24 protein-coding genes are annotated in these 23,401 nt (G+C 60.2%); 21 read left to right on the plus strand and 3 right to left on the minus strand.

What is annotated here, in order from left to right:
- Positions 1 to 92 precede the first annotated feature (92 nt).
- Positions 93 to 851 carry a uroporphyrinogen-III synthase gene (locus tag AC07U5_RS02090; protein ID WP_494722156.1) on the minus strand — a complete coding sequence of 253 codons (759 nt, stop codon included), beginning with the start codon at positions 849 to 851 and terminating at the stop codon, positions 93 to 95.
- Positions 852 to 854: 3 nt separating this feature from the next.
- On the minus strand, positions 855 to 1,784 hold the full coding sequence (hemC, locus tag AC07U5_RS02095; RefSeq protein WP_113326823.1) for a hydroxymethylbilane synthase: 930 nt from the start codon (positions 1,782 to 1,784) through the stop codon (positions 855 to 857).
- 72 nt (positions 1,785 to 1,856) lie between these two features.
- Between hemC and tsaD the strand changes: the two genes are divergently transcribed.
- The 5 genes from tsaD to AC07U5_RS02120 are packed head-to-tail and all read left to right on the plus strand — an operon-like array spanning position 1,857 to position 5,370.
- A complete protein-coding gene (gene tsaD / locus AC07U5_RS02100; RefSeq protein WP_494722157.1) occupies positions 1,857 to 2,954 on the plus strand; it encodes a tRNA (adenosine(37)-N6)-threonylcarbamoyltransferase complex transferase subunit TsaD in 1,098 nt (365 codons plus the stop codon).
- Complete coding sequence (locus AC07U5_RS02105) at positions 2,951 to 3,940, plus strand: NAD(P)H-dependent glycerol-3-phosphate dehydrogenase (protein ID WP_494722158.1); 990 nt, start codon at positions 2,951 to 2,953, stop codon at positions 3,938 to 3,940. Before tsaD ends, AC07U5_RS02105 begins: the two co-directional genes overlap by 4 nt.
- Positions 3,941 to 3,965: 25 nt before the next feature.
- Positions 3,966 to 4,259 carry a YciI-like protein gene (locus tag AC07U5_RS02110; RefSeq protein WP_062424898.1) on the plus strand — a complete coding sequence of 98 codons (294 nt, stop codon included), beginning with the start codon at positions 3,966 to 3,968 and terminating at the stop codon, positions 4,257 to 4,259.
- A 14-nt stretch (positions 4,260 to 4,273) separates the two neighbouring features.
- Positions 4,274 to 4,717 carry an EVE domain-containing protein gene (locus AC07U5_RS02115; RefSeq protein WP_062424897.1) on the plus strand — a complete coding sequence of 148 codons (444 nt, stop codon included), beginning with the start codon at positions 4,274 to 4,276 and terminating at the stop codon, positions 4,715 to 4,717.
- Positions 4,718 to 4,725: 8 nt separating this feature from the next.
- On the plus strand, positions 4,726 to 5,370 hold the full coding sequence (locus AC07U5_RS02120) for a class I SAM-dependent methyltransferase (protein ID WP_494722159.1): 645 nt from the start codon (positions 4,726 to 4,728) through the stop codon (positions 5,368 to 5,370).
- Positions 5,371 to 5,379: 9 nt separating this feature from the next.
- Here the strand turns inward: AC07U5_RS02120 and AC07U5_RS02125 are convergent, their stop codons facing one another.
- A complete protein-coding gene (locus tag AC07U5_RS02125) occupies positions 5,380 to 5,745 on the minus strand; it encodes a hypothetical protein (RefSeq protein WP_494722160.1) in 366 nt (121 codons plus the stop codon).
- A gap of 304 nt (positions 5,746 to 6,049) precedes the next feature.
- Between AC07U5_RS02125 and sdhC the strand changes: the two genes are divergently transcribed.
- From sdhC to AC07U5_RS02205, 16 genes are all read left to right on the plus strand, one after another.
- Positions 6,050 to 6,442 carry a succinate dehydrogenase, cytochrome b556 subunit gene (sdhC, locus tag AC07U5_RS02130; protein WP_062424894.1) on the plus strand — a complete coding sequence of 131 codons (393 nt, stop codon included), beginning with the start codon at positions 6,050 to 6,052 and terminating at the stop codon, positions 6,440 to 6,442.
- A gap of 12 nt (positions 6,443 to 6,454) precedes the next feature.
- Positions 6,455 to 6,835, plus strand: a complete 381-nt coding sequence (sdhD, locus tag AC07U5_RS02135; RefSeq protein ID WP_062424893.1) for a succinate dehydrogenase, hydrophobic membrane anchor protein — start codon at positions 6,455 to 6,457, stop codon at positions 6,833 to 6,835.
- Between the two features lie 6 nt (positions 6,836 to 6,841).
- Entirely contained in the window at positions 6,842 to 8,683 is a 1,842-nt protein-coding gene (gene sdhA / locus AC07U5_RS02140) for a succinate dehydrogenase flavoprotein subunit (protein ID WP_062424892.1), read from the plus strand.
- 17 nt (positions 8,684 to 8,700) lie between these two features.
- Positions 8,701 to 9,480: a succinate dehydrogenase iron-sulfur subunit gene (locus tag AC07U5_RS02145; protein WP_062424891.1), complete on the plus strand. Its 780-nt coding sequence runs from the start codon at positions 8,701 to 8,703 to the stop codon at positions 9,478 to 9,480.
- 203 nt (positions 9,481 to 9,683) lie between these two features.
- Positions 9,684 to 10,217, plus strand: a complete 534-nt coding sequence (locus AC07U5_RS02150; protein WP_062424890.1) for a protease inhibitor Inh/omp19 family protein — start codon at positions 9,684 to 9,686, stop codon at positions 10,215 to 10,217.
- A 64-nt stretch (positions 10,218 to 10,281) separates the two neighbouring features.
- Positions 10,282 to 11,445 carry a cell division protein ZapE gene (gene zapE, locus AC07U5_RS02155; protein WP_494722161.1) on the plus strand — a complete coding sequence of 388 codons (1,164 nt, stop codon included), beginning with the start codon at positions 10,282 to 10,284 and terminating at the stop codon, positions 11,443 to 11,445.
- 178 nt (positions 11,446 to 11,623) lie between these two features.
- Complete coding sequence (mdh, locus tag AC07U5_RS02160; RefSeq protein WP_062424888.1) at positions 11,624 to 12,586, plus strand: malate dehydrogenase; 963 nt, start codon at positions 11,624 to 11,626, stop codon at positions 12,584 to 12,586.
- A gap of 32 nt (positions 12,587 to 12,618) precedes the next feature.
- Positions 12,619 to 13,812 carry an ADP-forming succinate--CoA ligase subunit beta gene (gene sucC / locus AC07U5_RS02165; RefSeq protein ID WP_062424887.1) on the plus strand — a complete coding sequence of 398 codons (1,194 nt, stop codon included), beginning with the start codon at positions 12,619 to 12,621 and terminating at the stop codon, positions 13,810 to 13,812.
- Positions 13,813 to 13,831: 19 nt separating this feature from the next.
- Positions 13,832 to 14,734: a succinate--CoA ligase subunit alpha gene (gene sucD / locus AC07U5_RS02170; RefSeq protein ID WP_062424886.1), complete on the plus strand. Its 903-nt coding sequence runs from the start codon at positions 13,832 to 13,834 to the stop codon at positions 14,732 to 14,734.
- 255 nt (positions 14,735 to 14,989) lie between these two features.
- Entirely contained in the window at positions 14,990 to 17,986 is a 2,997-nt protein-coding gene (locus AC07U5_RS02175) for a 2-oxoglutarate dehydrogenase E1 component (RefSeq protein ID WP_494722162.1), read from the plus strand.
- Positions 17,987 to 18,041: 55 nt separating this feature from the next.
- Complete coding sequence (gene odhB / locus AC07U5_RS02180; protein ID WP_494722163.1) at positions 18,042 to 19,280, plus strand: 2-oxoglutarate dehydrogenase complex dihydrolipoyllysine-residue succinyltransferase; 1,239 nt, start codon at positions 18,042 to 18,044, stop codon at positions 19,278 to 19,280.
- 69 nt (positions 19,281 to 19,349) lie between these two features.
- On the plus strand, positions 19,350 to 19,763 hold the full coding sequence (locus tag AC07U5_RS02185; RefSeq protein ID WP_494722164.1) for an MAPEG family protein: 414 nt from the start codon (positions 19,350 to 19,352) through the stop codon (positions 19,761 to 19,763).
- A 13-nt stretch (positions 19,764 to 19,776) separates the two neighbouring features.
- Positions 19,777 to 20,415: a LysE family translocator gene (locus AC07U5_RS02190; RefSeq protein WP_494722165.1), complete on the plus strand. Its 639-nt coding sequence runs from the start codon at positions 19,777 to 19,779 to the stop codon at positions 20,413 to 20,415.
- Between the two features lie 32 nt (positions 20,416 to 20,447).
- Entirely contained in the window at positions 20,448 to 21,200 is a 753-nt protein-coding gene (locus AC07U5_RS02195; RefSeq protein ID WP_494722166.1) for an SDR family oxidoreductase, read from the plus strand.
- A 24-nt stretch (positions 21,201 to 21,224) separates the two neighbouring features.
- Entirely contained in the window at positions 21,225 to 22,631 is a 1,407-nt protein-coding gene (lpdA, locus tag AC07U5_RS02200; protein WP_062424881.1) for a dihydrolipoyl dehydrogenase, read from the plus strand.
- A gap of 130 nt (positions 22,632 to 22,761) precedes the next feature.
- A complete protein-coding gene (locus AC07U5_RS02205) occupies positions 22,762 to 23,256 on the plus strand; it encodes a cytochrome b (protein WP_333630327.1) in 495 nt (164 codons plus the stop codon).
- The last annotated feature ends 145 nt before the right edge of the window (positions 23,257 to 23,401 follow it).

The following is a 23,401-nucleotide window of genomic DNA, read 5'->3' on the forward strand; positions in this document are numbered from 1 at the left end:
GCGACGTACCACCTTTCGGGAAGACGGGATCGCATATCGCCACGCCCCAAACCTAGTCAGTGATGGTGGCAAAGGAAAGAGGCGAAAGGGAATTAGGTTCCAGCGCCCCCGTCCAGAAGCTGCAACATTGCGTGTTCGCTTGGCGTGGTGCTTGCACATGCGCGACTGCGATGCGGTGTCGGAACGACGTCCAGAACCTTTTCGCTGATGCAGATGAAGCGGCTGGTGTGCAGAAGGGGCGCCAGATCATGGGCCTGGACAAGGTCAAAGAAGGTTCGTGCCGTCTCGCGGGAATAGAGGAGAACCGCATCCGGCGGAATGTCGAGCATGGCCCGCAAGGCTGGCCTTTCCCACAAGACCGGCTGCATCTCGTAAATCTCGGCGACATCCAGCGTGATGACACTTGCCGCGAGTGTGTTTTCGAAGCCGCCCTCGCGGGGCCATCCTGCAAGATAGAGCACATGCGCAGCAGGGCTCTTCGCTGATGATGCTTGCGTGTCGGGCGCCAGTGTCGTCTTCACGAGACGGGCAAGTGCCACGCCATCTCCCTCACCGGCAATCACGGTCTTAAAGCCGCACTCGCGTGCGGCCTGAGCGGTTGCCGCTCCCACAGCGAAAAGCGGGCGGTGCAGATGGCCGGACAGATCGATGCCGGATGACGTCAGTGCGCGAAGGGCTTCGGCGCTGGTGACGGCGAGAGCGTCGGGTTGGCGCGTCAGCGCCTCTCTTGCGGCTTGCGCCTTGTGCACCGCCTCGGTCAGAGGCAGCAGGATGGGTTCGTGGCCGCGCTCGCGCAACAGCGTCGCCGTCTTCTGCCCCGAACGCATCGGACGGGTCACGACGACGCGCATGGCTCAGGTCCAGCTTTCGAAGAAGCCGGGACCGGCGGCGTGCCGCACCTTTTCGCCGGCCTGGCGGCCGAGCGTTTCGGCATCGGCAAGCGTGCCGGACACCTCGACGGCATGTTCGGTCTGCCCATCGGGTGTGAGGATGACGCCGTGGAAATGCAGGTCCTCCCCATGACAGGTGGCAAGCCCCGCAATCGGCGTGCGACAGGAGCCGTCGAGCGCTGCGAGGAAGGCGCGTTCGCACATCACCGCATCATAGGTCGGCCCGTCATTGATGGCAGAGAGCAGATCCTGAATCCGGCTATCGCCGATGCGACATTCGATGCCGATGGCGCCTTGCGCGGGGGCAGGCGGGAATGCCTTTGGGTCCAGCAGTTCGGTTGGAACGTCGTCCTTGTTCAGCCGCTTGAGCCCGGCAAAGGCAAGCAGGGTGGCATCCGCCTGGCCTTCCGCCAGCTTGCGCAGTCTCGTATCGACCAGACCACGGAAGATGATGACCTCAAGGTCCGGGCGCAGGCGACGGATGAGCGCCTGACGGCGGAGCGAGGCGGAACCGACGATGGCGCCGTGCGGCAGTTCCAGCAGGCGAGGTGCCGTTCTGCCGATAAAGGCATCGCGCACGTCTTCGCGCGGCAGAAAAGCGCGCAGCTCCAATCCGTCGGGCAGCCTGGTTGCCATGTCCTTGGACGAGTGAACGGCAAAGTCGAGATCGCCGGAGAGCAATTGCGCTTCCAGCTCTTCGGTGAACAGGCCCTTGCCGCCAATTTCGGACAGGGGGCGGTCGGTCATGCGGTCGCCCTTGGTCGCGAGCGGCACGATTTCGAACATCTCCGGGGCCAGGTCATGCGCCGCCGCCAGCCGGTCGCGCGTTTCGAACGCCTGCGCCAGTGCCAGCGGGCTACCGCGTGTGCCTATTCGGAAAGGTTTTGTTTGCATCGGCATCTATCCGTTGTTACCGGAGGTGTTCGTACCTAAGTTTCAAAAGCACCGCAATCAACGAACCGGCTGATGACCCCCTTTCTTCGTATCCTCGGCATAGAGACCAGTTGTGACGAAACCGCTGCATCTGTGGTGGTTCGGCATGCCGACGGCCGTGGCGAGATCGTCTCTGACGTCGTTTTGTCGCAGCTGGAAGAACACAGTGCCTATGGTGGCGTGGTACCGGAAATTGCCGCCCGCGCCCATGTGGAAGCCCTCGATACGCTGATCGAGGAAGCGCTCGCCAAGGCGGGCGTGAGGCTGGAGCAAGTTGACGCGATTGCCGCCACCTCTGGGCCTGGTCTCATCGGCGGCCTGATCGTCGGGTTGATGACCGGCAAGGCAATTGCGAAGGCTGCGGGCAAGCCGCTTTATGCCATCAACCATCTGGAAGGTCATGCACTGACGGCGCGGCTGACGGACGGGCTTTCCTTTCCCTATCTGATGCTGCTCGTGTCCGGTGGTCATACCCAGCTCATCTTGGTCCGCGGTGTCGGCCAGTATGAGCGCTGGGGAACGACCATCGACGATGCACTCGGCGAAGCCTTCGACAAGACGGCCAAGCTGCTTGGCCTGCCCTATCCCGGCGGACCGGCAGTCGAGAAGGCGGCGAAGAATGGCAATCCCGATCGCTTCCCCCTGCCACGCCCGATGGTGGGTGAGGCAAGGCTCGATTTCTCCTTTTCCGGTCTGAAGACGGCCGTGCGGCAGGCTGCGACCGCCATCGCCCCGCTCACAGATCAGGACATTGCCGATATCTGCGCCTCCTTCCAGAAGGCGGTATCGCGCACATTGCAGGACCGGATCGGGCGCGGGCTTCAGCGTTTCACCGAAACCTTCCCCTCCGTCGAGGGTGGACCGGCCCTCGTCGTTGCCGGTGGTGTCGCCGCCAATCAGGAGCTGCGCGGCACCTTGCAGGCGCTCTGCGACAAGCACCGCTTCCGCTTCATCGCCCCGCCGTTGTCGCTTTGCACCGATAATGCCGCGATGATCGCATGGGCGGGGCTTGAGCGCATGGCGCAAGGCATGGAGCCGGATAGTCTCGATGTGCAGCCGCGCTCGCGCTGGCCGCTCGATGCTGAGGCTCAGACCCTTGTCGGCTTCGGCAAGCGTGGGGCCAAGGCATGAGCAAGCGCGAAACCATCGTCGTCATCGGTTCCGGTGCGTTCGGCACGGCGATTGCGGTGGTGATTGCGCTGGAAAATCGTCATGAGGTGACGCTGCTCGGTCGCGATCCGTCGCTGATGGCAGACTTGCAGGCCGATGGCGTGCATGAGGCGGCCCTGCCGGGAATCGCGCTTCCCGATGCGCTGAACTATTCCGCCGAACCCGAAGTGCTGCGCAATGCCGGCATCGTGCTTTTTGCCATGCCTTCACAGGCGCAGGCGGATGCGGCGCGCCAATATGGTCCTTACCTGGCTAAGGATGCCGTGGTAATGACCTTGGCGAAGGGGATCGACCGCTCGTCCGGCTTGCTTCTCACACAAGTACTGGAAGAGGAATTGCCGTCGCATCCTGTGGCCGTGCTTTCAGGGCCGGGCTTTGCTGCCGATATTGCCAAGGGGCTGCCGACAGCCATGGCGGTCGCAGCCAGCGATGCCGCACTTGCCGAGCACTTGGCGCAAACCATCTCCGGCCAGACCTTCCGGCTTTACGCCTCCACCGATCGTATTGGCGTGCAGCTTGGTGGTGCGCTGAAGAATGTGCTGGCGATAGCCGCCGGCATCGTTGAAGGGGCAGGGCTGGGTGAATCGGCGCGTGCGGCGCTGATTGCGCGCGGGCTTGCGGAAATGTCGCGGCTTGTCGTTGCAGTCGGCGGGCAGGCAGATACGGTGCGCGGGCTTTCCGGTCTCGGCGATCTCGTCCTGACCGCCACCAGCCACCAGTCGCGCAATCTGCGCTTCGGCATATCGCTGGGGCAGGGGGATGCACCCTCGGCCTTTCATGGCGGGCTGGTGGAGGGCGCCTATGCCGCCTCCGTTGCGTCCCGGCTTGCCGCCGACCACAAGATCGACATGCCCGTTACCGATGCCGTTGCGGCGATCATTGACGGGCGGCTGGACATTCGCACTGCCATGCGACAATTGATGACAAGGCCCATCACCACCGAATAGGGACTGGGCAAAAGAGGAGAAGACAATGCTGTTTGCCTTTATCTGCAAGGACAAGCCCGGCCATCTGAATGTGCGCATGGACACCCGCCCCGCGCATCTGGAGCATCTCAACAAGCTGAATGCCGAAGGCACGCTGAAGATCGCCGGTCCGTTTCTGGATGCGGATGGCAAGCCGAATGGCAGCCTGGTGATCGTCGAAGCCGCCGATATCGATGCTGCGCGTGCCCTTGCCGATGCCGACCCTTACGCCAAGGCGGGTCTTTTCGAAAGCGTCGATGTGAAGCCCTATAATTGGGTCTTCAACAATCCGGCTGCGTAAGGACCAAGCACGACATGGCGAATTACTGGCTTTTCAAATCCGAACCCGACACTTGGTCCTGGGAACAGCAGAAGGCCAAGGGCGAGGCTGGCGAGGAATGGACCGGCGTGCGCAACTACCAGGCGCGCAACAACATGCGGGCGATGAAACTTGGCGACAAGGGCTTCTTCTATCACTCCAATGAGGGGCTGGAAGTCGTCGGCATCGTCGAGGTCTGCGAGTTGTCGAAGCCGGATTCCTCTGCAGAGGGGGATGCGCGCTGGGACTGCGTGCACATCAAGGCGGTCCGCGATGTGCCGAAGCCCGTGACCTTGAAGGCGGTGAAGGCCAATCCGAAGCTTGCCGACATGTCGCTCGTCACCTCTATGCGGCTTTCCGTCCAGCCGGTGACGGAAGAGGAATATCTGGAAGTCTGCCATATGGCAGGCGTCGACAAGCCACCGCGCTCGCCAGACTGATCCAGACCTTGAAGACCGCGCCAGACGACTTCATCCGCGCCAATACGACCATCATGGCACCGCCGCATGTTCCAGAGCTTCGCCTCCATCTGGCAAGCGAAGCGCATGATCTGTGGTTGAAGACGGAAGAAGAACTGCAAGAGACCGGCCTGCCGCCGCCCTTCTGGGCCTTTGCCTGGGCCGGCGGGCAGGGGCTGGCGCGTTATATTCTCGATAATCCCGATATCGTGCGCGGCAAGCGAGTCGTCGATTTCGCCAGCGGTTCCGGCATGGTGGCAATTGCCGCGGCCCTTGCCGGTGCCGCACACGTGCTGGCGGTCGATATCGATCCCTGGGCGAAGAGTGCGGTGATGCTCAATGCTGCGGTCAACGGCGTCACGATCAACGTGATCTCAGAAGATGTCATCGGCAAGGATCTCGACGCCGACGTGTTGCTTGCTGGTGATGTGTTTTACGACAAGGGATTTGCCGATGCGCTCATCCCATGGTTTTCAACCCTCACGTCCAAGGGCGTTGCCGTGCTGGTTGGAGATCCGGGCCGCGCCTATCTCCCCAAGACGAAGCTGACCTCCTGCGCCACCTATCAAGTGCCGGTAACGCGGGCGCTGGAGGATAGCGAAGTCAAGCAGACGACCGTCTGGCGTCTGTCCTGACTTCCGAAATTAAGGACGGATGACGCAGACGCCTGCTTCATAATGGCAGCTGTCATTGAATGTGCGCTGGTTCACGTGGATGATGCGTGGCTCGACGGTGCTTCGACGATAATCATCCGGCAGATAGGCGCCGCCGCCTTGGGCGTAGAAGTAGTTGCCGTTGCCCGCAAACCGCGCCGCCGTCAGTCCGCCCGCATAGGTGCCAATGCCTCTGACATGGGAAGGCAGACCATAGCCACCGACCACGGAGGGCTGTGAGTCGCTGTATCTCTGATAGGAACGCTGGTCGCGGTGATAGTCGTTTGCCGTCGCCAGGGAGGGGGAACCAATGGCGATCAGAAGGGTTGGAATGATCCAGAATGCGGGCTTGAACATGATCTTCTCCATCCAGTTTTTAAGCTTTCCGTTCGATCGGAAAGGCTGCTTTTATTTTACGTTTACGTAAATTAAATCGAATGCTGACGTTTGGAAACGCTCGATATTTTATTTTCGATCCCGAGAATCACGCAGAATTTTCTAGACCACAATCGATTAAATTCAAAACGGTTGCCGATTGTACTTGTCGTGATGCTCTCCTGCGATTAAAGGTCGCGCTTGGTGCAATGCACATTCTTTCGTCATGTGCGTTGTTTGGGGGCGCCCGGCTATCATCGGCGCCAGGAAACGCCGTGAGGTTCATATGGCGAACACGACAAACAATCGGCCTTTGTCGCCGCATCTTCAAATCTACAAGCCAATTCCGACAATGGTTGCGTCGATTGTACACCGTATCACCGGTGGCGCACTCTATTTCGGCACGCTTCTCGTTGCCTGGTGGCTGATTGCGACCGCCTCCGGCGTCGACGCTTATGCCTGGGTACAATGGGCCATGAGTTCGCTGATCGGCAAGCTGGTCCTGATCGGCTATACTTGGGCGCTGGTTCACCACATGCTGGGCGGTCTTCGCCACTTCATGTGGGACCTGGGCCATGGCTTCGACAAGCATTTCACCACCAAGCTCGCCAAGGCGTCCTTCGTCGCGTCGATCTGTCTGACCGCGCTGATCTGGGTTGTCGCCCTGATCGTGCGCTGAGGAGATAACATCATGGATATGCGCACCCCTCTCGGCAAGGTTCGCGGTCTCGGTTCGGCCAAGGAAGGCACCGAGCATTTCTGGCGCCAGCGCGTGACGGCCGTTGCCAACGTGCCGCTTTTGATCTTCTTCGTCGGTTTCCTCGTCATGTATGGCGGCGCACCCTATGAGGTCGTCGTTTCGGCTCTGTCGAACCCGCTTGTCGCGGTGACCATGGGCCTCGTCGTCATTTCCGGCCTCATCCACATGAAGCTCGGCATGCAGGTCATCATCGAGGACTATGTGCATGCGGAAGTTCCGAAGCTGGTTCTTCTGATGCTGAACACCTTCTTCGCGGTGGCCGTCGGCGGTCTCTGTCTCTTCGCCGTTCTGAAAATCGCATTCGCAGGATAATCCGTCATGGCACCGAACAGTTCACCCTCCCAGAACGGCAAGGCCTATACTTACGTCGATCACTCCTATGACGTCATCGTCGTGGGTGCCGGCGGCGCTGGTCTGCGCGCCACGCTCGGCATGGCCGAGCAAGGCTTCAAGACCGCCTGCATCACCAAGGTTTTCCCGACCCGTTCGCACACCGTTGCCGCCCAGGGCGGCATCGCCGCCTCGCTCGTCAACATGACGCCCGACTGTTGGCAGTGGCACCTTTACGACACCGTCAAGGGTTCCGACTGGCTCGGCGACGTGGACGCCATGCAGTATCTCGCCATGGAAGCGCCAAAGGCGGTCTATGAGCTCGAGCATTACGGCGTGCCCTTCTCGCGTAACGCCGAAGGCAAGATCTACCAGCGCCCGTTTGGCGGTCACATGCAGAATTACGGCGAAGGCCCGCCGGTACAGCGCACCTGCGCTGCCGCCGACCGTACCGGCCATGCCATTCTGCACACGCTTTATGGCCAGTCGCTGCGCAACAACGCGGAATTCTTCATCGAGTATTTCGCGCTCGACCTGATCATGTCGGATGACGGCCGCTGCACGGGCGTCGTTGCCTGGAACCTCGACGACGGCACCATTCACCGTTTCTCCGCCAAGATGGTCGTTCTGGCGACCGGCGGCTACGGTCGCGCCTATTTCTCCGCCACCTCCGCGCATACCTGCACGGGCGATGGCGGCGGCATGATTGCGCGTGCCGGCCTTCCGCTTCAGGATATGGAATTCGTTCAGTTCCACCCGACCGGCATTTACGGCGCGGGCTGCCTGATCACCGAAGGCGCGCGCGGCGAAGGCGGCTATCTGGTCAACTCCGAAGGCGAGCGCTTCATGGAGCGTTACGCCCCATCGGCCAAGGACCTGGCATCGCGTGACGTCGTGTCGCGCTGCATGACCATGGAAATCCGCGAAGGCCGTGGCGTTGGCAAGAACAAGGACCACATCTTCCTGCACCTCGATCACCTTGATCCGGCGGTTCTGCATGAGCGTCTTCCGGGCATTTCCGAAAGCGCCAAGATCTTCGCTGGCGTGGACGTGACGCGCGAACCGATCCCGGTTCTGCCGACCGTTCATTACAATATGGGCGGCATTCCGACCAACTATTGGGGCGAAGTGCTGAACGCCGACAGCGAAAACCCTGGTCGCATCGCACCCGGCCTGATGGCTGTAGGCGAAGCGGGCTGCGCCTCGGTTCACGGTGCAAATCGTCTTGGCTCCAACTCGCTGATCGACCTCGTGGTCTTCGGTCGTGCGGCCGCCATCCGCGCCGCCCAGGTCATCAACCGCGAGGAGCCGGTTCCGGCGCTCAACATTGCTGCCTGCGACAAGATCATGGATCGCTTCGACCGCCTGCGCAACGCCAGCGGCAGCACGCCGACGGCCGTGCTTCGCGACAAGATGCAGCGCGCCATGCAGGAAGACGCCGCCGTGTTCCGCACGCAGGAATCGCTTGCCAATGGCTGCGAGCGTCTCTCCGCCATCTGGAAGGAACTTCCCGATGTGAAGGTGACCGATCGCTCGATGGTGTGGAATTCCGATCTGGTGGAAACGCTGGAACTGGAAAACCTGATGGCCAACGCTATCACCACCGTCTACGGCGCGGAAGCCCGCAAGGAAAGCCGCGGCTCGCATGCGCGTGAGGACTATACCGATGGTCCGTTCGCCGGCCGCGACGACGTCAACTGGCGCAAGCACACGCTGGCCTGGGTCAGCGAAGCGGGCGACGTCAAGCTAGACTACCGTCCGGTTCACACCGAACTCATCGCCGATGGCATCGATCCCAAAAAGATCGAGCCAAAAGCACGCGTCTATTGATTTGAGAGGTATTGGACATGGTTGAACTTGCTCTCCCCAAAAACTCTCAGATGACCGAAGGCAAGGTCTGGCCGAAGCCGGCAGGCGCGAAGAATATTCGCGAGTACCGGATCTATCGCTGGAACCCTGACGACGGCCAGAACCCGCGCATCGATACCTATTACATCGATATCGATGATTGCGGCCCGATGGTTCTCGATGCGCTTCTCTACATCAAGAACAAGATCGATCCGACGCTCACACTTCGCCGTTCCTGTCGTGAAGGCATTTGTGGCTCCTGCGCGATGAACATCGACGGCACGAATACGCTTGCCTGCACCAAGGGCATGGAAGAGATCAACGGCACGGTAAAGGTCTATCCTCTGCCGCATATGCCGGTGGTCAAGGACCTGGTGCCGGATCTGTCGAACTTCTACGCGCAGCACCGCTCGATCGAGCCATGGCTGAAGACGGTGTCTCCACCGCCCGCGAAGGAATGGAAGCAGAGCCACGAAGACCGCCAGAAGCTGGATGGTCTTTATGAGTGCATCCTGTGCGCTTGCTGCTCCACCTCCTGTCCCAGCTATTGGTGGAATGGCGACCGTTATCTTGGTCCAGCCGTTCTGCTGCAGGCCTATCGCTGGCTGATCGACAGCCGCGACGAAGCAACGGGTGAGCGTCTCGACAACCTCGAAGACCCTTTCCGTCTGTACCGCTGCCACACCATCATGAACTGCGCGCAAGCCTGCCCCAAGGGTCTGAACCCTGCCAAGGCGATTGCCGAGATCAAGAAGATGATGGTCGAGCGTCGCGTGTGACGGTCGCCTTGTATCTGTAATGTTCGCAAGCCGCGGCCACAGGTCGCGGCTTCTTCATTCGAAAGCGGCAAAGAATTTTCCTAAAATGCCGTCGAAATGGCAATTATCGTTGCCGCGTCTTGCCTTAGCTAAGGCTTTGGTAATAATTCAGCCGCTTTGTGTAACCATGAATTTTCCGAAGCGACGAGAATCGGGAGCTTGAGATGCAAGTTAGATATGTGGTGACGGGCCTTGCGGTCGTTATCGGCCTCGCCGGTTGCCAGCGTACCTCTTACGATTATAGCAGCAATTCGAATGCGGGTCCCGGCTATACGCCGCCGCTTCAGGCGCAGCCTGTTCCATCGGTCCAGTCCGGCGCGCTGCCTCCTCCCGGTGGTTCTTCCCAGTTCCCGACGGCTCCGACGGCAACGCCTCCCGGCAGCGCCACTGTCGCAGCGGGTGCGCCGACGACGGCTCTGGATGTGACCAAGGAATCGATGGTCGGCAACTGGCGTGTGTCCAATGGCGGCGCCAATTGCGATATGTTCCTGACGCTCACCAATCTCGGCAGCGGCTCACGCGGCGGTACGCGCGGTTGCACCGGCGACCTGACAGCCATGGGCTCCTGGGAAGTCTCGGGCAAGATGGTCCAGTTCAAGAACCGTCAAGGCGATACGATCGGTCGCGTCTACAAGACCTCTGATGCCCGTTACGACGGTACGACCAATAACGGCCAGCCTCTGAGCCTCAGCCGATAACAGATCGACGGGGAGCGCGCGTCCGCTGTAAGCGACGTGCGCTTCGCGCGCGGGGTCTTTCTCCATGCAGCGAGTGCCGGACTACAACCATAGTGTCGTTGAGCAACTCAACGCATTGACGGCGTCCGGCGAGTTGAAGGCCGATGCCGCCCAACTCGGCGTTGCAGCCCACCTCGACAGAATCCTCTCCGACCTGAAGCTGCGCAAGCCCGCGAAGAAGAAGAGCGCGCTTGGCTGGATGTTTGCCCGCAAGGCCGCCGCCTCGCCGTCCGTCAGGGGGCTCTATGTCCATGGCAGCGTTGGGCGCGGCAAGACGATGCTGATGGACATGTTCTTCCAGATGGCGCCGGTGGAGAAGAAGCGCCGCTGCCATTTCCATGAATTCATGGCCGATGTGCATAATCGCGTCCACGCCCACCGGCAGAAGCTGAAGAACGGCGAGACCAAACAGGCCGATCCTATTCCGCCGGTCGCCGCGCAATTGCTTGCCGAAGCCGAGCTGCTCTGCTTCGACGAATTCACCGTCACGGACATTGCCGACGCGATGATCCTTGCGCGGCTCTTCACCGAGCTCTTCGCCAATGGCTGTACGCTGGTCACCACTTCCAATGTCGTGCCGGACAATCTCTACAAGGACGGTCTCAATCGCGGTCTTTTCCTGCCCTTCATCGATCTCCTCAAGCAGAATGTCGAAGTCGTTTCGCTCGATAGCCCGATCGATTACCGCATGGAGAAGGTCAAAAGCCTGCCTGTCTATGTGACGCCGCTCGATGGCGCTGCCGATCAGGCGATGGACATGGCCTGGCATCATCTGACTGCAGGTCAGGTCGTTGCCCCGGTGGAGATCGAGATGAAGGGTCGTTCCGTCCTCGTGCCGCGCGCAGCGGGACGGGTGGCGCGCTTCACCTTCCGCGATCTTTGCGAGAAGCCGCTCGGCGCGTCCGATTTTCTGGCCATTGCCGATCGGTTCGATACCGTCTTTATCGATCATATTCCGCTGCTGAGCGCGGACCGCCGCAATGAGACCAAGCGTTTCATCATCCTGATCGACGCGCTTTACGATCACACCGTTCGGCTTTTCGCCTCCGCCGCCGCCATGCCGGAGGACCTTTTAGGCACCAGAAAGGGCACGGAAGGTTTCGAGTTCGATCGCACGGCATCGCGTCTATTTGAGATGCGCAGCGCCGACTATCTCGCACTGCACAACGAAAAGCGTCATGCAGCGTGACGCTTTAATGACATAATATATTACGTTTACGTAAGAATTTTATCATCTAAACGATTGAAAAACCTTGCTCTGAAAGAATCGGTTGCCATTTTTGGCCAATGCGTCTAAGCCGAGTGCGACAATTTCAGCCGCAGTCCGTCTGCGGAAAATTGAGTTGAAGCTTAAGAGGAAGCATTCGATGTCTCGCAAAAAGATTGCACTTATTGGTTCTGGCATGATCGGCGGCACGCTGGCGCATCTCGCCAGCCTGAAGGAATTGGGCGATATCGTCCTCTTCGATATTGCTGACGGTATTCCGCAGGGTAAAGGTCTGGATATTGCCCAGTCCGGCCCGGTCGAAGGCTTCAACGCAAAGCTCACCGGCGCGTCCGATTACGCTGCCATCGAAGGTGCAGACGTTTGCATCGTCACCGCAGGCGTTGCACGTAAGCCCGGCATGAGCCGCGACGATCTTCTCGGCATCAACCTCAAGGTCATGGAACAGGTTGGCGCGGGCATCAAGAAGTACGCCCCCAATGCTTTCGTGATCTGCATCACCAACCCGCTCGACGCCATGGTCTGGGCTCTGCAGAAGTTCTCCGGCCTGCCGAAGAACAAGGTCGTCGGCATGGCCGGCGTTCTCGACAGCGCCCGTTTCCGCCTCTTCCTCTCCGAAGAGTTCAACGTTTCGGTTGAAGACGTCACCGCCTTCGTTCTCGGCGGCCACGGCGACACGATGGTGCCGCTTGCCCGTTACTCCACCGTTGCCGGCATTCCGCTGACCGACCTCGTCAAGCTCGGCTGGGTCTCGGCTGAGCGTCTCGAGCAGATCATCCAGCGCACCCGTGACGGCGGCGCGGAAATCGTTGGTCTCCTGAAGACCGGTTCCGCCTACTACGCACCTGCCGCTTCCGCCATCGAGATGGCCGAATCCTACCTCAAGGACAAGAAGCGCGTTCTGCCTGCTGCCGCCTATCTGTCCGGCCAGTACGGCGTCAACGACATGTATGTCGGCGTGCCGACGGTGATTGGTGCGGGCGGTATCGAGCGCATCATCGAGATCGAACTCAACAAGGACGAGGAAGCAGCCTTCCAGAAGTCCGTCGGTGCCGTTGCCGGTCTTTGCGAAGCCTGCGTCAACATCGCTCCGTCGCTGAAGTAATTGCCTCTCAGGCTGTAAACAGGGAATAACCCATGAATATTCATGAATATCAGGCCAAGGCTCTTCTGAAGGGCTATGGTGCGCCGGTTGCCGAAGGGGTTGCCATCCTCAAGGTCGAAGAAGCCGAAGCTGCCGCCAAGCAGCTTCCCGGCCCGCTCTACGTGGTCAAGAGCCAGATCCACGCTGGTGGCCGCGGCAAGGGCAAGTTCAAGGAACTCGGTCCCGATGCCAAGGGCGGCGTTCGTCTGGCAAAGTCTATCGAGGAAGTCGTTTCCCACGCCAAGGACATGCTCGGCAACACGCTGGTCACCGCCCAGACGGGCGACGCGGGCAAGCAGGTCAACCGTCTCTACATCGAAGACGGCGCAGACATCGCTCGCGAACTCTATTGCTCGCTGCTCGTTGATCGCTCCGTCGGCAAGGTTGCCTTCGTCGTTTCGACCGAAGGCGGCATGGACATCGAAGCTGTCGCGCATGACACGCCTGAGAAAATCCACACGATCGCCATCGATCCGGAAGCCGGCGTGACGGCTGAAGACGTTGCCAAGATTTCCAGCGCGCTCGAACTTGACGGCGTTGCTGCCGAAGACGCCAAGTCGCTCTTCCCGGTTCTCTACAAGGCCTTCGTCGACAAGGACATGGCGCTGCTCGAGATCAACCCGCTGATCGTCATGGAAAATGGCCATCTGCGCGTTCTCGACGCCAAGGTTTCCTTCGATGGCAACGCGCTGTTCCGCCATGACGACATCAAGGCGCTGCGCGACGAGACCGAAGAAGACGCCAAGGAAATCGAAGCCTCCAAGTGGGACCTCGCTTACGTGGCGCTCGACGGCAACATCGGCTGCATGGTCAATGGCGCCGGTCTTGCCATGGCGACGATGGACATCATCAAGCTTTACGGCAAAGAGCCTGCAAACTTCTGCGACGTCGGCGGTGGCGCTGGCAAGGAGAAGGTCGCTGCAGCCTTCAAGATCATCACCGCAGACCCGAAGGTCGAGGGCATCCTCGTCAACATCTTCGGCGGCATCATGAAGTGCGACGTCATCGCTGAAGGCGTTATCGCCGCCGTGAAGGAAGTCGGTCTGAAGGTTCCGCTCGTCGTGCGCCTGGAAGGCACGAATGTCGAACTTGGCAAGAAGATCCTGAACGAATCCGGCCTCGCCATCACGGCTGCCGACGATCTGGACGATGCTGCCAAGAAGATCGTCGCCGCGGTCAACGGCTAATTTTTAAGGATCCTGATTAATGTCCATTCTCGTCAATAAAGACACAAAGATCCTCGTGCAGGGCCTGACCGGCAAGACCGGTACGTTCCACACCGAACAGGCTCTTGCCTATTACGGCACGCAGATGGTCGGCGGTATCCACCCCTCCAAGGGCGGCACCAACTGGACCGGCTCCAAGGGCGAAACCCTGCCGATCTTCGCAACCGTTGCCGAAGCCAAGGAAAAGACCGGTGCAGACGCATCCGTGATCTACGTTCCGCCAGCAGGCGCTGCTGACGCGATCATCGAAGCGATCGACGCCGAGATCCCGTTCATCACCTGCATCACCGAAGGTATTCCGGTTGCAGACATGGTTCGCGTCAAGGCTCGCCTCGACCGTTCCAGCTCGCGCCTGCTCGGCCCGAACTGCCCAGGTATCCTGACGCCGGAAGAATGCAAGATCGGCATCATGCCGGGCTCGATCTTCCGCAAGGGTTCGGTTGGTATCGTCTCGCGCTCCGGCACGCTGACCTATGAAGCCGTGTTCCAGACATCCAACGAAGGCCTCGGCCAGACGACGGCTGTCGGTATCGGTGGCGACCCGGTCAAGGGCACCGAATTCATCGACGTGCTGGAAATGTTCCTCGCAGACGAAGCCACGACCTCGATCATCATGATCGGCGAAATCGGCGGCTCGGCTGAAGAAGATGCAGCCCAGTTCCTGATCGACGAAGCCAAGAAGGGCCGCAAGAAGCCGATGGCTGGCTTCATTGCCGGTCGTACCGCGCCGAAGGGCCGTACCATGGGCCACGCCGGTGCTGTCGTTTCCGGCGGCAAGGGCGACGCAGAATCGAAGATCGCTGCCATGGAAGCAGCGGGCATCAAGGTTTCGCCCTCTCCGGCACGCCTTGGCAAGACGCTGGTCGAAGTCCTCAAGGGCTGAGACTGACACAATCTGGCAGCGGGCAGGGGCTGGAAACGGCGGCCTGCCCGAAGCCGCATGAAGACGGACGCAAGAGCCTGATCACCATGGGTCGACCGGTTTTCGCGTCCGGTATGCAAGACCAAAGACTTTCGAGCGTTTCGGCATGTCCTCTGAGACATGCGGCGATGCTCAAGCGGCAAGAATGCAAGCGACCGGTCGCGAATGGCCATCAACGGGATTGAGGAGGCGGACCATCACGTCCGCGAAAAAACAATGGCAAGGCAAGAAGCCAACGAGCAGTTTCAGATCACGTCGTTTCTCGACGGCGCGAATGCGGCCTATATCGAGCAGCTCTATGCCCGGTACGAAGAGGACCCTTCCTCGGTATCGCCTGAGTGGCAGAGTTTCTTCAAGGGTCTGTCCGACAATCCCGACGATGTGAAGAAGGCCGCCAAGGGCGCCTCCTGGAAGCGCTCCAACTGGCCGATCGCGGCTGGCGGCGAGCTGATTTCCGCACTCGACGGCAACTGGGCGACGGTCGAAAAGGCCATCGAAAGGAAGGTTCAGGCCAAGGCCGAAGCCAAGGGCGCCGAAACCGGCAAGCCCGTCAGCGAAGCCGAAGTGCTGCAGGCGACCCGTGATAGCGTTCGCGCCATCATGATGATCCGCGCCTACCGCATGCGCGGCCACCTGCATGCGAAGCTCGATCCGCTCGGCATTGCCAGCGCTGTCGAGGATTATAACGAGTTGTCGCCGAAGTCCTACGGCTTCGAAGAGAGCGACTACGACCGCAAGATTTTCATCGATAACGTGCTCGGTCTCGAATACGCGACCGTCCGCGAAATGATCGATATTCTGGAGCGCACCTACTGCTCCACCATGGGCGTCGAGTTCATGCACATGTCCAACCCGGATGAGAAGGGCTGGATCCAGGAACGTATCGAAGGTGCCGACAAGGGCGTTGCCTTCACCGCCGAAGGCAAGAAGGCGATCCTGTCGAAGCTCGTCGAAGCCGAAGGCTACGAGCAGTTCCTCGACGTGCGTTTCAAGGGCACCAAGCGTTTCGGTCTGGATGGCGGTGAATCGCTGATCCCGGCGCTGGAACAGATCATCAAGCGCGGCGGCCAGGACGGTCTGGAAGAAGTCGTTCTCGGCATGGCGCACCGTGGCCGTCTGAACGTTCTGACCAACGTCATGGGCAAGCCGCATCGCGCCGTGTTCCACGAGTTCAAGGGTGGCTCCTTCAAGCCTGACGACGTGGAAGGTTCGGGCGACGTGAAGTACCACCTCGGTGCCTCTTCCGACCGCGAGTTCGACGGCAACAAGGTTCACCTGTCGTTGACGGCAAACCCCTCGCACCTGGAAATCGTAAACCCTGTCGTCATGGGCAAGGCGCGCGCCAAGCAGGACCAGCTTGCCAAGATCTGGGATGGCGACACCATTCCGTTGTCCGAGCGCGCCAAGGTTCTGCCGCTGCTCCTGCATGGCGATGCCGCCTTCGCAGGTCAGGGCGTTGTTGCCGAAATTCTCGGACTGTCCGGTCTTCGCGGTCACCGCGTTGCCGGCACCATGCACTTCATCATCAACAACCAGATCGGCTTTACGACGAACCCGGCCTTCTCGCGCTCGTCGCCCTATCCGTCCGACGTTGCCAAGATGATCGAAGCGCCGATCTTCCACGTCAATGGCGACGATCCGGAAGCGGTGGTCTATGCGGCCAAGATCGCGACCGAATATCGCATGAAGTTCCACAAGCCTGTCGTCATCGACATGTTCTGCTACCGCCGCTTCGGCCATAACGAAGGCGATGAGCCAGCGTTCACGCAGCCGAAGATGTACAAGGTCATTCGTGGTCACAAGACCGTTGCCCGCATCTATGCCGACCGCCTCATCGCCGAAGGGCTGATGAACGAAGGCGAATTCGAAAAGATGAAGGCAGACTGGCGCGGCCATCTGGAGCAGGAATTCGAAGCTGGCCAGAGCTACAAGCCGAACAAGGCCGACTGGCTGGACGGTCAGTGGTCGGGTCTGCGCGCCGCCGACAATGCCGATGAGCAGCGTCGTGGCAAGACCGGCGTGCCGATGAAGCAGCTGAAGGAAATCGGCAAGAAGCTGTCGACGATACCGGAAGGCTTCACCGCCCACCGCACGATCCAGCGCTTCATGGAAAACCGCGCGCAGATGGTTGAGACCGGCGAAGGGATCGATTGGGCGATGGCCGAAGCCTTTGCCTTCGGTTCGCTTGCGGTCGACGGCCACAAGATCCGTCTTTCCGGTCAGGATTGCGAACGCGGCACCTTCTCGCAGCGTCACTCGGTTCTCTACGATCAGGAAACCGAAGAGCGTTACATCCCGCTGGCGAACCTGTCGCCGACCCAGGCGCGTTACGAAGTCATCAACTCGATGCTGTCGGAAGAAGCCGTTCTCGGTTTCGAATACGGTTACTCGCTGGCCCGTCCGAATGCGCTGACCCTCTGGGAAGCCCAGTTCGGCGACTTCGCCAACGGTGCGCAGGTGGTGTTCGATCAGTTCATTTCGTCTGGTGAACGCAAGTGGCTTCGCATGTCCGGTCTCGTCTGCCTTCTGCCGCATGGCTATGAAGGTCAGGGTCCGGAGCACTCCTCTGCGCGTCTGGAGCGTTTCCTCCAGCTTTGCGCCGAAGACAACATGCAGGTTGCCAACTGCACCACGCCTGCCAACTACTTCCACATTCTGCGCCGTCAGGTGAAGCGCGACTTCCGCAAGCCGCTGATCATGATGACGCCGAAGTCCCTGCTGCGCCACAAGCGTGCGACCTCGTCTCTGACGGAAATGGCGGGCGAATCCTCCTTCCACCGTCTGCTGTGGGACGATGCGGAAGTCATCAAGGACGGTCCGATCAAGCTGCAGAAGGATTCCAAGATCCGTCGCGTCGTCCTCTGCACCGGCAAGGTTTATTACGACCTTCTGGAAGAGCGCGAAAAGCGTGGTGTGGACGATGTCTACCTGCTGCGCATCGAACAGCTCTATCCGTTCCCGGCCAAGGCGCTCATCAACGAGCTGTCCCGCTTCCGCAATGCGGAGATGGTCTGGTGCCAGGAAGAGCCGAAGAACATGGGCGCGTGGTCCTTCATCGACCCGTATCTCGAATGGGTTCTGGCGCATATCGACGCCAAGTACCAGAAGGTCCGTTACACGGGCCGTCCGGCTGCCGCCTCTCCGGCGACCGGCCTGATGTCCAAGCATCTGGCGCAGCTTGCTGCGTTCCTCGAAGACGCATTGGGAGAGTAATCACTCTCCCGCTTCGACCCTCGCAACAAAGACACCTGAATAACGGAACGATAACATGGCCACTGAAATCCGCGTACCAACACTGGGTGAGTCCGTCAGCGAAGCAACTGTCGGCACCTGGTTCAAGAAAGTCGGCGATACCGTCAAGGCTGACGAGCCGCTGGTCGAACTGGAAACCGACAAGGTTACCGTCGAAGTCCCAGCCCCTGCGTCCGGCGTTCTGACTGAAATCGTCGCCCAGAATGGCGAAACCGTCGGTCTCGACGCGCTGCTCGGCCAGATCGCCGAAGGCGCTGCTGGTGCTTCCACCTCCGCGCCTGCACCGGCTGCCGCTCCAGCTGCACCTGCGCCTGCCGCCGCACCGGCTGCTGCTGCACCTGCCCCTGCTGCTTCCGGTTCTGTTCCGCCAGCGCCTGCTGCCGGAAAGCTTCTGTCCGAAAACAATCTGTCTGCCGATCAGGTCGATGGTTCGGGCAAGCGCGGCCAGGTTCTGAAGGGTGACGTTCTGGCGGCCGTCGCCAAGGGCGTTTCCGGTCCGGCCGCTGCTCCGGCACCGGTCGCTGCACCGCGTCCGGTTTCTGCAGAGCAGGATGCCGTTCGCGAAGAGCGCGTGAAGATGACGCGCCTGCGCCAGACGATCGCTCGTCGCCTCAAGGACGCCCAGAACACCGCTGCCATGCTGACCACCTATAACGAGGTGGACATGAAGGCGGTGATGGACCTGCGTAACCGCTACAAGGACGTGTTTGAGAAGAAGCACGGCGTGAAGCTTGGCTTCATGGGCTTCTTTACCAAGGCCGTGACCCACGCGCTGAAGGAACTGCCTGCGGTCAACGCCGAAATCGACGGCAATGACATCATCTACAAGAACTATTGTCACGTCGGCATGGCTGTCGGCACGGACAAGGGTCTTGTCGTTCCGGTCATCCGCGATGCAGATCAGCTCTCCATCGCCGGCGTCGAAAAGGAACTCGGTCGTCTTGCCAAGGCAGCCCGCGATGGCTCGCTCGGCATGGCCGACATGCAGGGCGGCACCTTCACCATCACCAATGGTGGCGTCTATGGCTCGCTGATGTCCTCGCCGATCCTCAACGCACCGCAGTCCGGTATTCTCGGCATGCACAAGATCCAGGAGCGTCCGGTCGCCATCGGCGGTCAGGTCGTCATCCGTCCGATGATGTATCTGGCACTCTCCTACGATCACCGTATCGTTGACGGCAAGGAAGCCGTAACCTTCCTCGTTCGCGTCAAGGAAAGCCTGGAAGATCCGGAACGTCTGGTTCTCGATCTCTAATCGACTTGCTTTTCGTTTCAGCGGGGTTTCAAGTGAAATCCCGCTGAATTCTCGTCAGGAGCGCCCTTCTTGGAACCGACATTTCTCGCCGCGTCGCCCTTTCTGCCGCTCATTGGCTTGAGCGTTCTGATTCTCGTGGTGCATGTGACGTCGCAGGCGCTGATCGCGACCAAGGAGCTTGGGCGCGAGTGGAATGCCAGTGCTCGCGACGATGATCGCAAGCCCACGGGCAAGCTTGCAGGCCGCGCCGAACGGGCTTCGGCCAATTTCCGCGAGACCTATCCGGCCTTCATCGCCCTTGCCTTCGGTGTGATCATGGCAGGCGATCCGTCCGGCATTGCGCTGATCGGTGCCTGGCTCTGGCTGGTGTGCCGCATCATCTACATTCCACTTTATCTGATGGGCATCCCTTACGTGCGGTCGCTCGTGTGGGTAGGATCGATGATCGGCTTGCTGCTGATGTTCTTCGTTTTGATGTTCTGAGGGCTGGCAAATCATGCACCAGTATCTAATTGAGCTTGCATCCCTGATGGCAATCTTTGCCTTCGCGATCGTCTCTCCCGGTGCGGACCTGGCCATGGTGATGCGCCAGGCCATGGTGCATGGACGTCGCGAAGCCATCATCACCAGCTTCGGCATCGGCACATCCTTGATGTTCCACGTAACCTACACCATCCTCGGTCTTGGCCTGATCATCTCGCAGTCGATCTACCTCTTCAATATCGTCAAGTGGCTCGGCGTCGCCTACCTGATCTATATCGGCATCAAGGCCCTGCGCGCCGGCAAGATGGAGCTTCCAGAGGTTTCGGACAATGCGGTGGCGCATAAGCGCCAATCCGGCCTTAAATCCTTCACGCTCGGCTTTGCCGCCAATGCCTTGAACCCGAAGCCGGTCTTCTTCTTCCTCTCGATCTTCTCGACGGTGGTTCATGCCCACACGCCGGTCATGATCAAGTTCGGCTACGGCATCGTCATGGCAAGCTGCCTGATTGCATGGTTCGTCGGCGTCAGCCTGTTCATGACGACGCCGCGCATGCGTGCGGCCTTTGCGCGCGCCAGCCAGTGGATCGACCGCACCAGCGGCGTGGTCTTCATTTCGCTTGGCATCAAGCTCGCAACCGAAAAAGCAGCCTGACATGCAGTTGCGACACGGCAGGGTAGGCGCTGATGACTGAGGGTCCGGTTCTTCTCGTGACGGGTGGCAGCCGTGGTATTGGTGCGGCCACCGCGCGTCTTGCCGCCAAACGCGGCTGGCGTGTGCTCATCAATTACGCCACCAACGAAGCGGCGGCACAAAGCGTGGCCGATGATATTGCCCGCGATGGCGGCACTGCCCATATCGTGCAGGGCGACACGGGAACGGAAGACGGCATCGCCTCGATCTTTGCCGCACTGGATAGCCGTTTCGGTCGCATCGACGGGCTGGTCAACAATGCCGGCGTCGTCGATCAGACGGCTCGCGTCGAGGAGTTTTCGCGCGAGCGGCTCGACCGGATGTTTGCGATCAACGTCATCGGCAAGATCCGCTGCGCGTCCGAGGCGGTCAAGCGCATGTCCACCAAGCACGGCGGGCGCGGCGGTTCGATCGTCAATATTTCATCGATGGCAGCAGTCCTGGGAAGTGGCGGCCAATATGTCGATTATGCCGCTTCCAAGGGTGCTGTGGATACGTTCACCATCGGGCTGTCGCGGGAAGTTGCAACTGAGGGCATTCGCGTCAACGCGATCCGCCCCGGCATCATCGATACCGACATCCATGCATCGGGTGGGCTGCCGAACCGCGCCAAGGATCTGGCGCCCATCGTGCCCATGCAAAGACCCGGTACTGCTCAGGAGATCGCAGATGCGGTCCTCTACCTCCTTTCGCCCGAGGCGTCCTATGTGACGGGCGCTCTATTGAATGTGAGCGGCGGCAGATAGCTGCCCAACAATGAAGGAAATCAAATGGCTTATGATGTAGTTGTTATCGGTACCGGCCCCGGCGGTTATGTTTGCGCCGTCAAGGCTGCACAGCTCGGTCTCAAGGTTGCTGTGGTCGAAAAGCGCGCGACCTATGGCGGCACCTGCCTGAACGTTGGCTGCATTCCCTCCAAGGCTCTGCTGCATGCCTCTGAAATGTTTGCCCATGTTGCCCATGGCATGGATAGCCTCGGCATCGAAGTGGCGGCACCGACGCTGAACCTCGACAAGATGATGGGGCACAAGGACGGCGTGGTGAAGGCCAATGTCGATGGCGTGGCCTTCCTGTTCAAGAAGAACAAGATCGATGCGTTCCAGGGCACCGGCAAGGTCGTGTCCGCCGGTAAGGTGTCCGTCACCGCCGAAGATGGCTCGGTGCAGGAACTGGAAACCAAGAACATCGTGATTGCCACCGGTTCGGATGTCGCCGGCATTCCAGGCGTTCAGGTCGATCTTGACGAGCAGGTCATCGTCTCCTCGACCGGCGCAATCGCGCTTCCAAAGGTTCCGGAGAAGCTCATCGTCGTCGGCGGCGGTGTCATCGGTCTCGAACTCGGTTCCGTCTGGCAGCGCCTCGGCGCCAAGGTCACCGTCGTCGAGTACCTCGACAACATTCTCGGCAGCATGGATGGCGAGCTTTCCAAGCAGGCGCAGCGCCTGTTTGCCAAGCAGGGCATCGACTTCAAGCTCGGCGCCAAGGTGACGGCGGTCGAAAAGACCGGCACTGGCGCCAAGGTCACGTTCGAGCCGGTCAAGGGCGGCGCAGCTGAAACGCTGGAAGCCGATGTGGTTCTGATCTCCACCGGCCGCAAGCCCTACACCGACGGTCTCGGTCTTGCTGAGTCTGGCGTCGCGCTCGATAGCCGCGGCCGCGTCGAAATCGACGGTCACTACAAGACCAATGTTGCCGGCATCTATGCTATCGGCGACGTGGTCAAGGGCCCGATGCTGGCACACAAGGCGGAAGATGAAGGCGTGGCACTTGCCGAAATCCTCGCCGGCCAGCATGGTCACGTCAATTACGACGTCATTCCGGGCGTGGTTTACACCCAGCCGGAAGTCGCCTCCGTCGGCAAGACCGAAGAGGAACTGAAGGCCGCGGGCATTGCCTACAAGGTTGGCAAGTTTCCCTTCACCGCCAATGGCCGTGCGCGCGCCATGCAGGTCACCGACGGCTTCGTCAAGATCCTCGCCGACAAGGAGACCGATCGCGTTCTCGGTGGCCACATTCTCGGCTTCGGCGCTGGCGAACTGATCCAGGAAATCTCCGTGCTGATGGAATTCAGCGGCTCGTCGGAAGATCTGGGTCGCACCTGCCACGCTCACCCGACCATGTCGGAAGCGGTGAAGGAAGCGGCACTCGCAACCTTCTTCAAGCCGATCCATATGTAATCGCCGGACTCGGTCCCTCGGTTTTTTCAGGCGCCGAACATTACATTTTTGTAAGCTCAAAAGCCGCATCTTGTCCTTCTCGATGCGGCTTTTATTGTGAGTTCCATAAACCTCACAATGGAGCAACCTCATGGGTTCAACGACGGTCACCGGCTACAGCATACCGCAGAAAGCGCTCCATTGGATGATGGCGCTGCTGATCCTCTTCAACCTGATTTTTTCCGATGGCATGGAGCATTGGAACCGGCTGATGCGCCGTGGTGAGCCAATCACGCCGGATGATATTTCGTCGGCCAATATTCATGCCTATGTCGGGATTGCCGTTCTGGTTCTCTGTCTTGTGCGGCTCTGTCTTCGGCTGGTGCAGGGCGTGCCGGAGGCGCCTGCAGACGAGCCGCCGATCGCCAAGCTTGTGGCCAAGGTCACGCACTGGGCTTTCTATGCGATCTTCCTGGCCATGCCTCTGAGCGGCATCGGCAAATATTACTTCGGCAATGATATTGCCGGTGAGCTCCACGGCGGGCCGATCAAGCTCCTGCTCTGGGCGCTCATCGTGCTCCACATTCTTGGCGTGCTGGTCCACCAGTTCTTCTGGCGCACCAATCTGTTGCGGCGCATGGCCTGAGGTGTCTTGAAGGACGAGAGGTTCTCTCCGCAGGGCGTTGCGATCGGGCTGAACTTCTCCTCGCCGTCATCCTCGCCTCAAGGGCGAGGATGACGACCGAGAGGTGTCCGGTCTTTTGGAAGTTACGTAACCTGTCTTCTCCAAT

The organism is Agrobacterium sp. GW821-FHT02D03, from assembly GCF_059421725.1.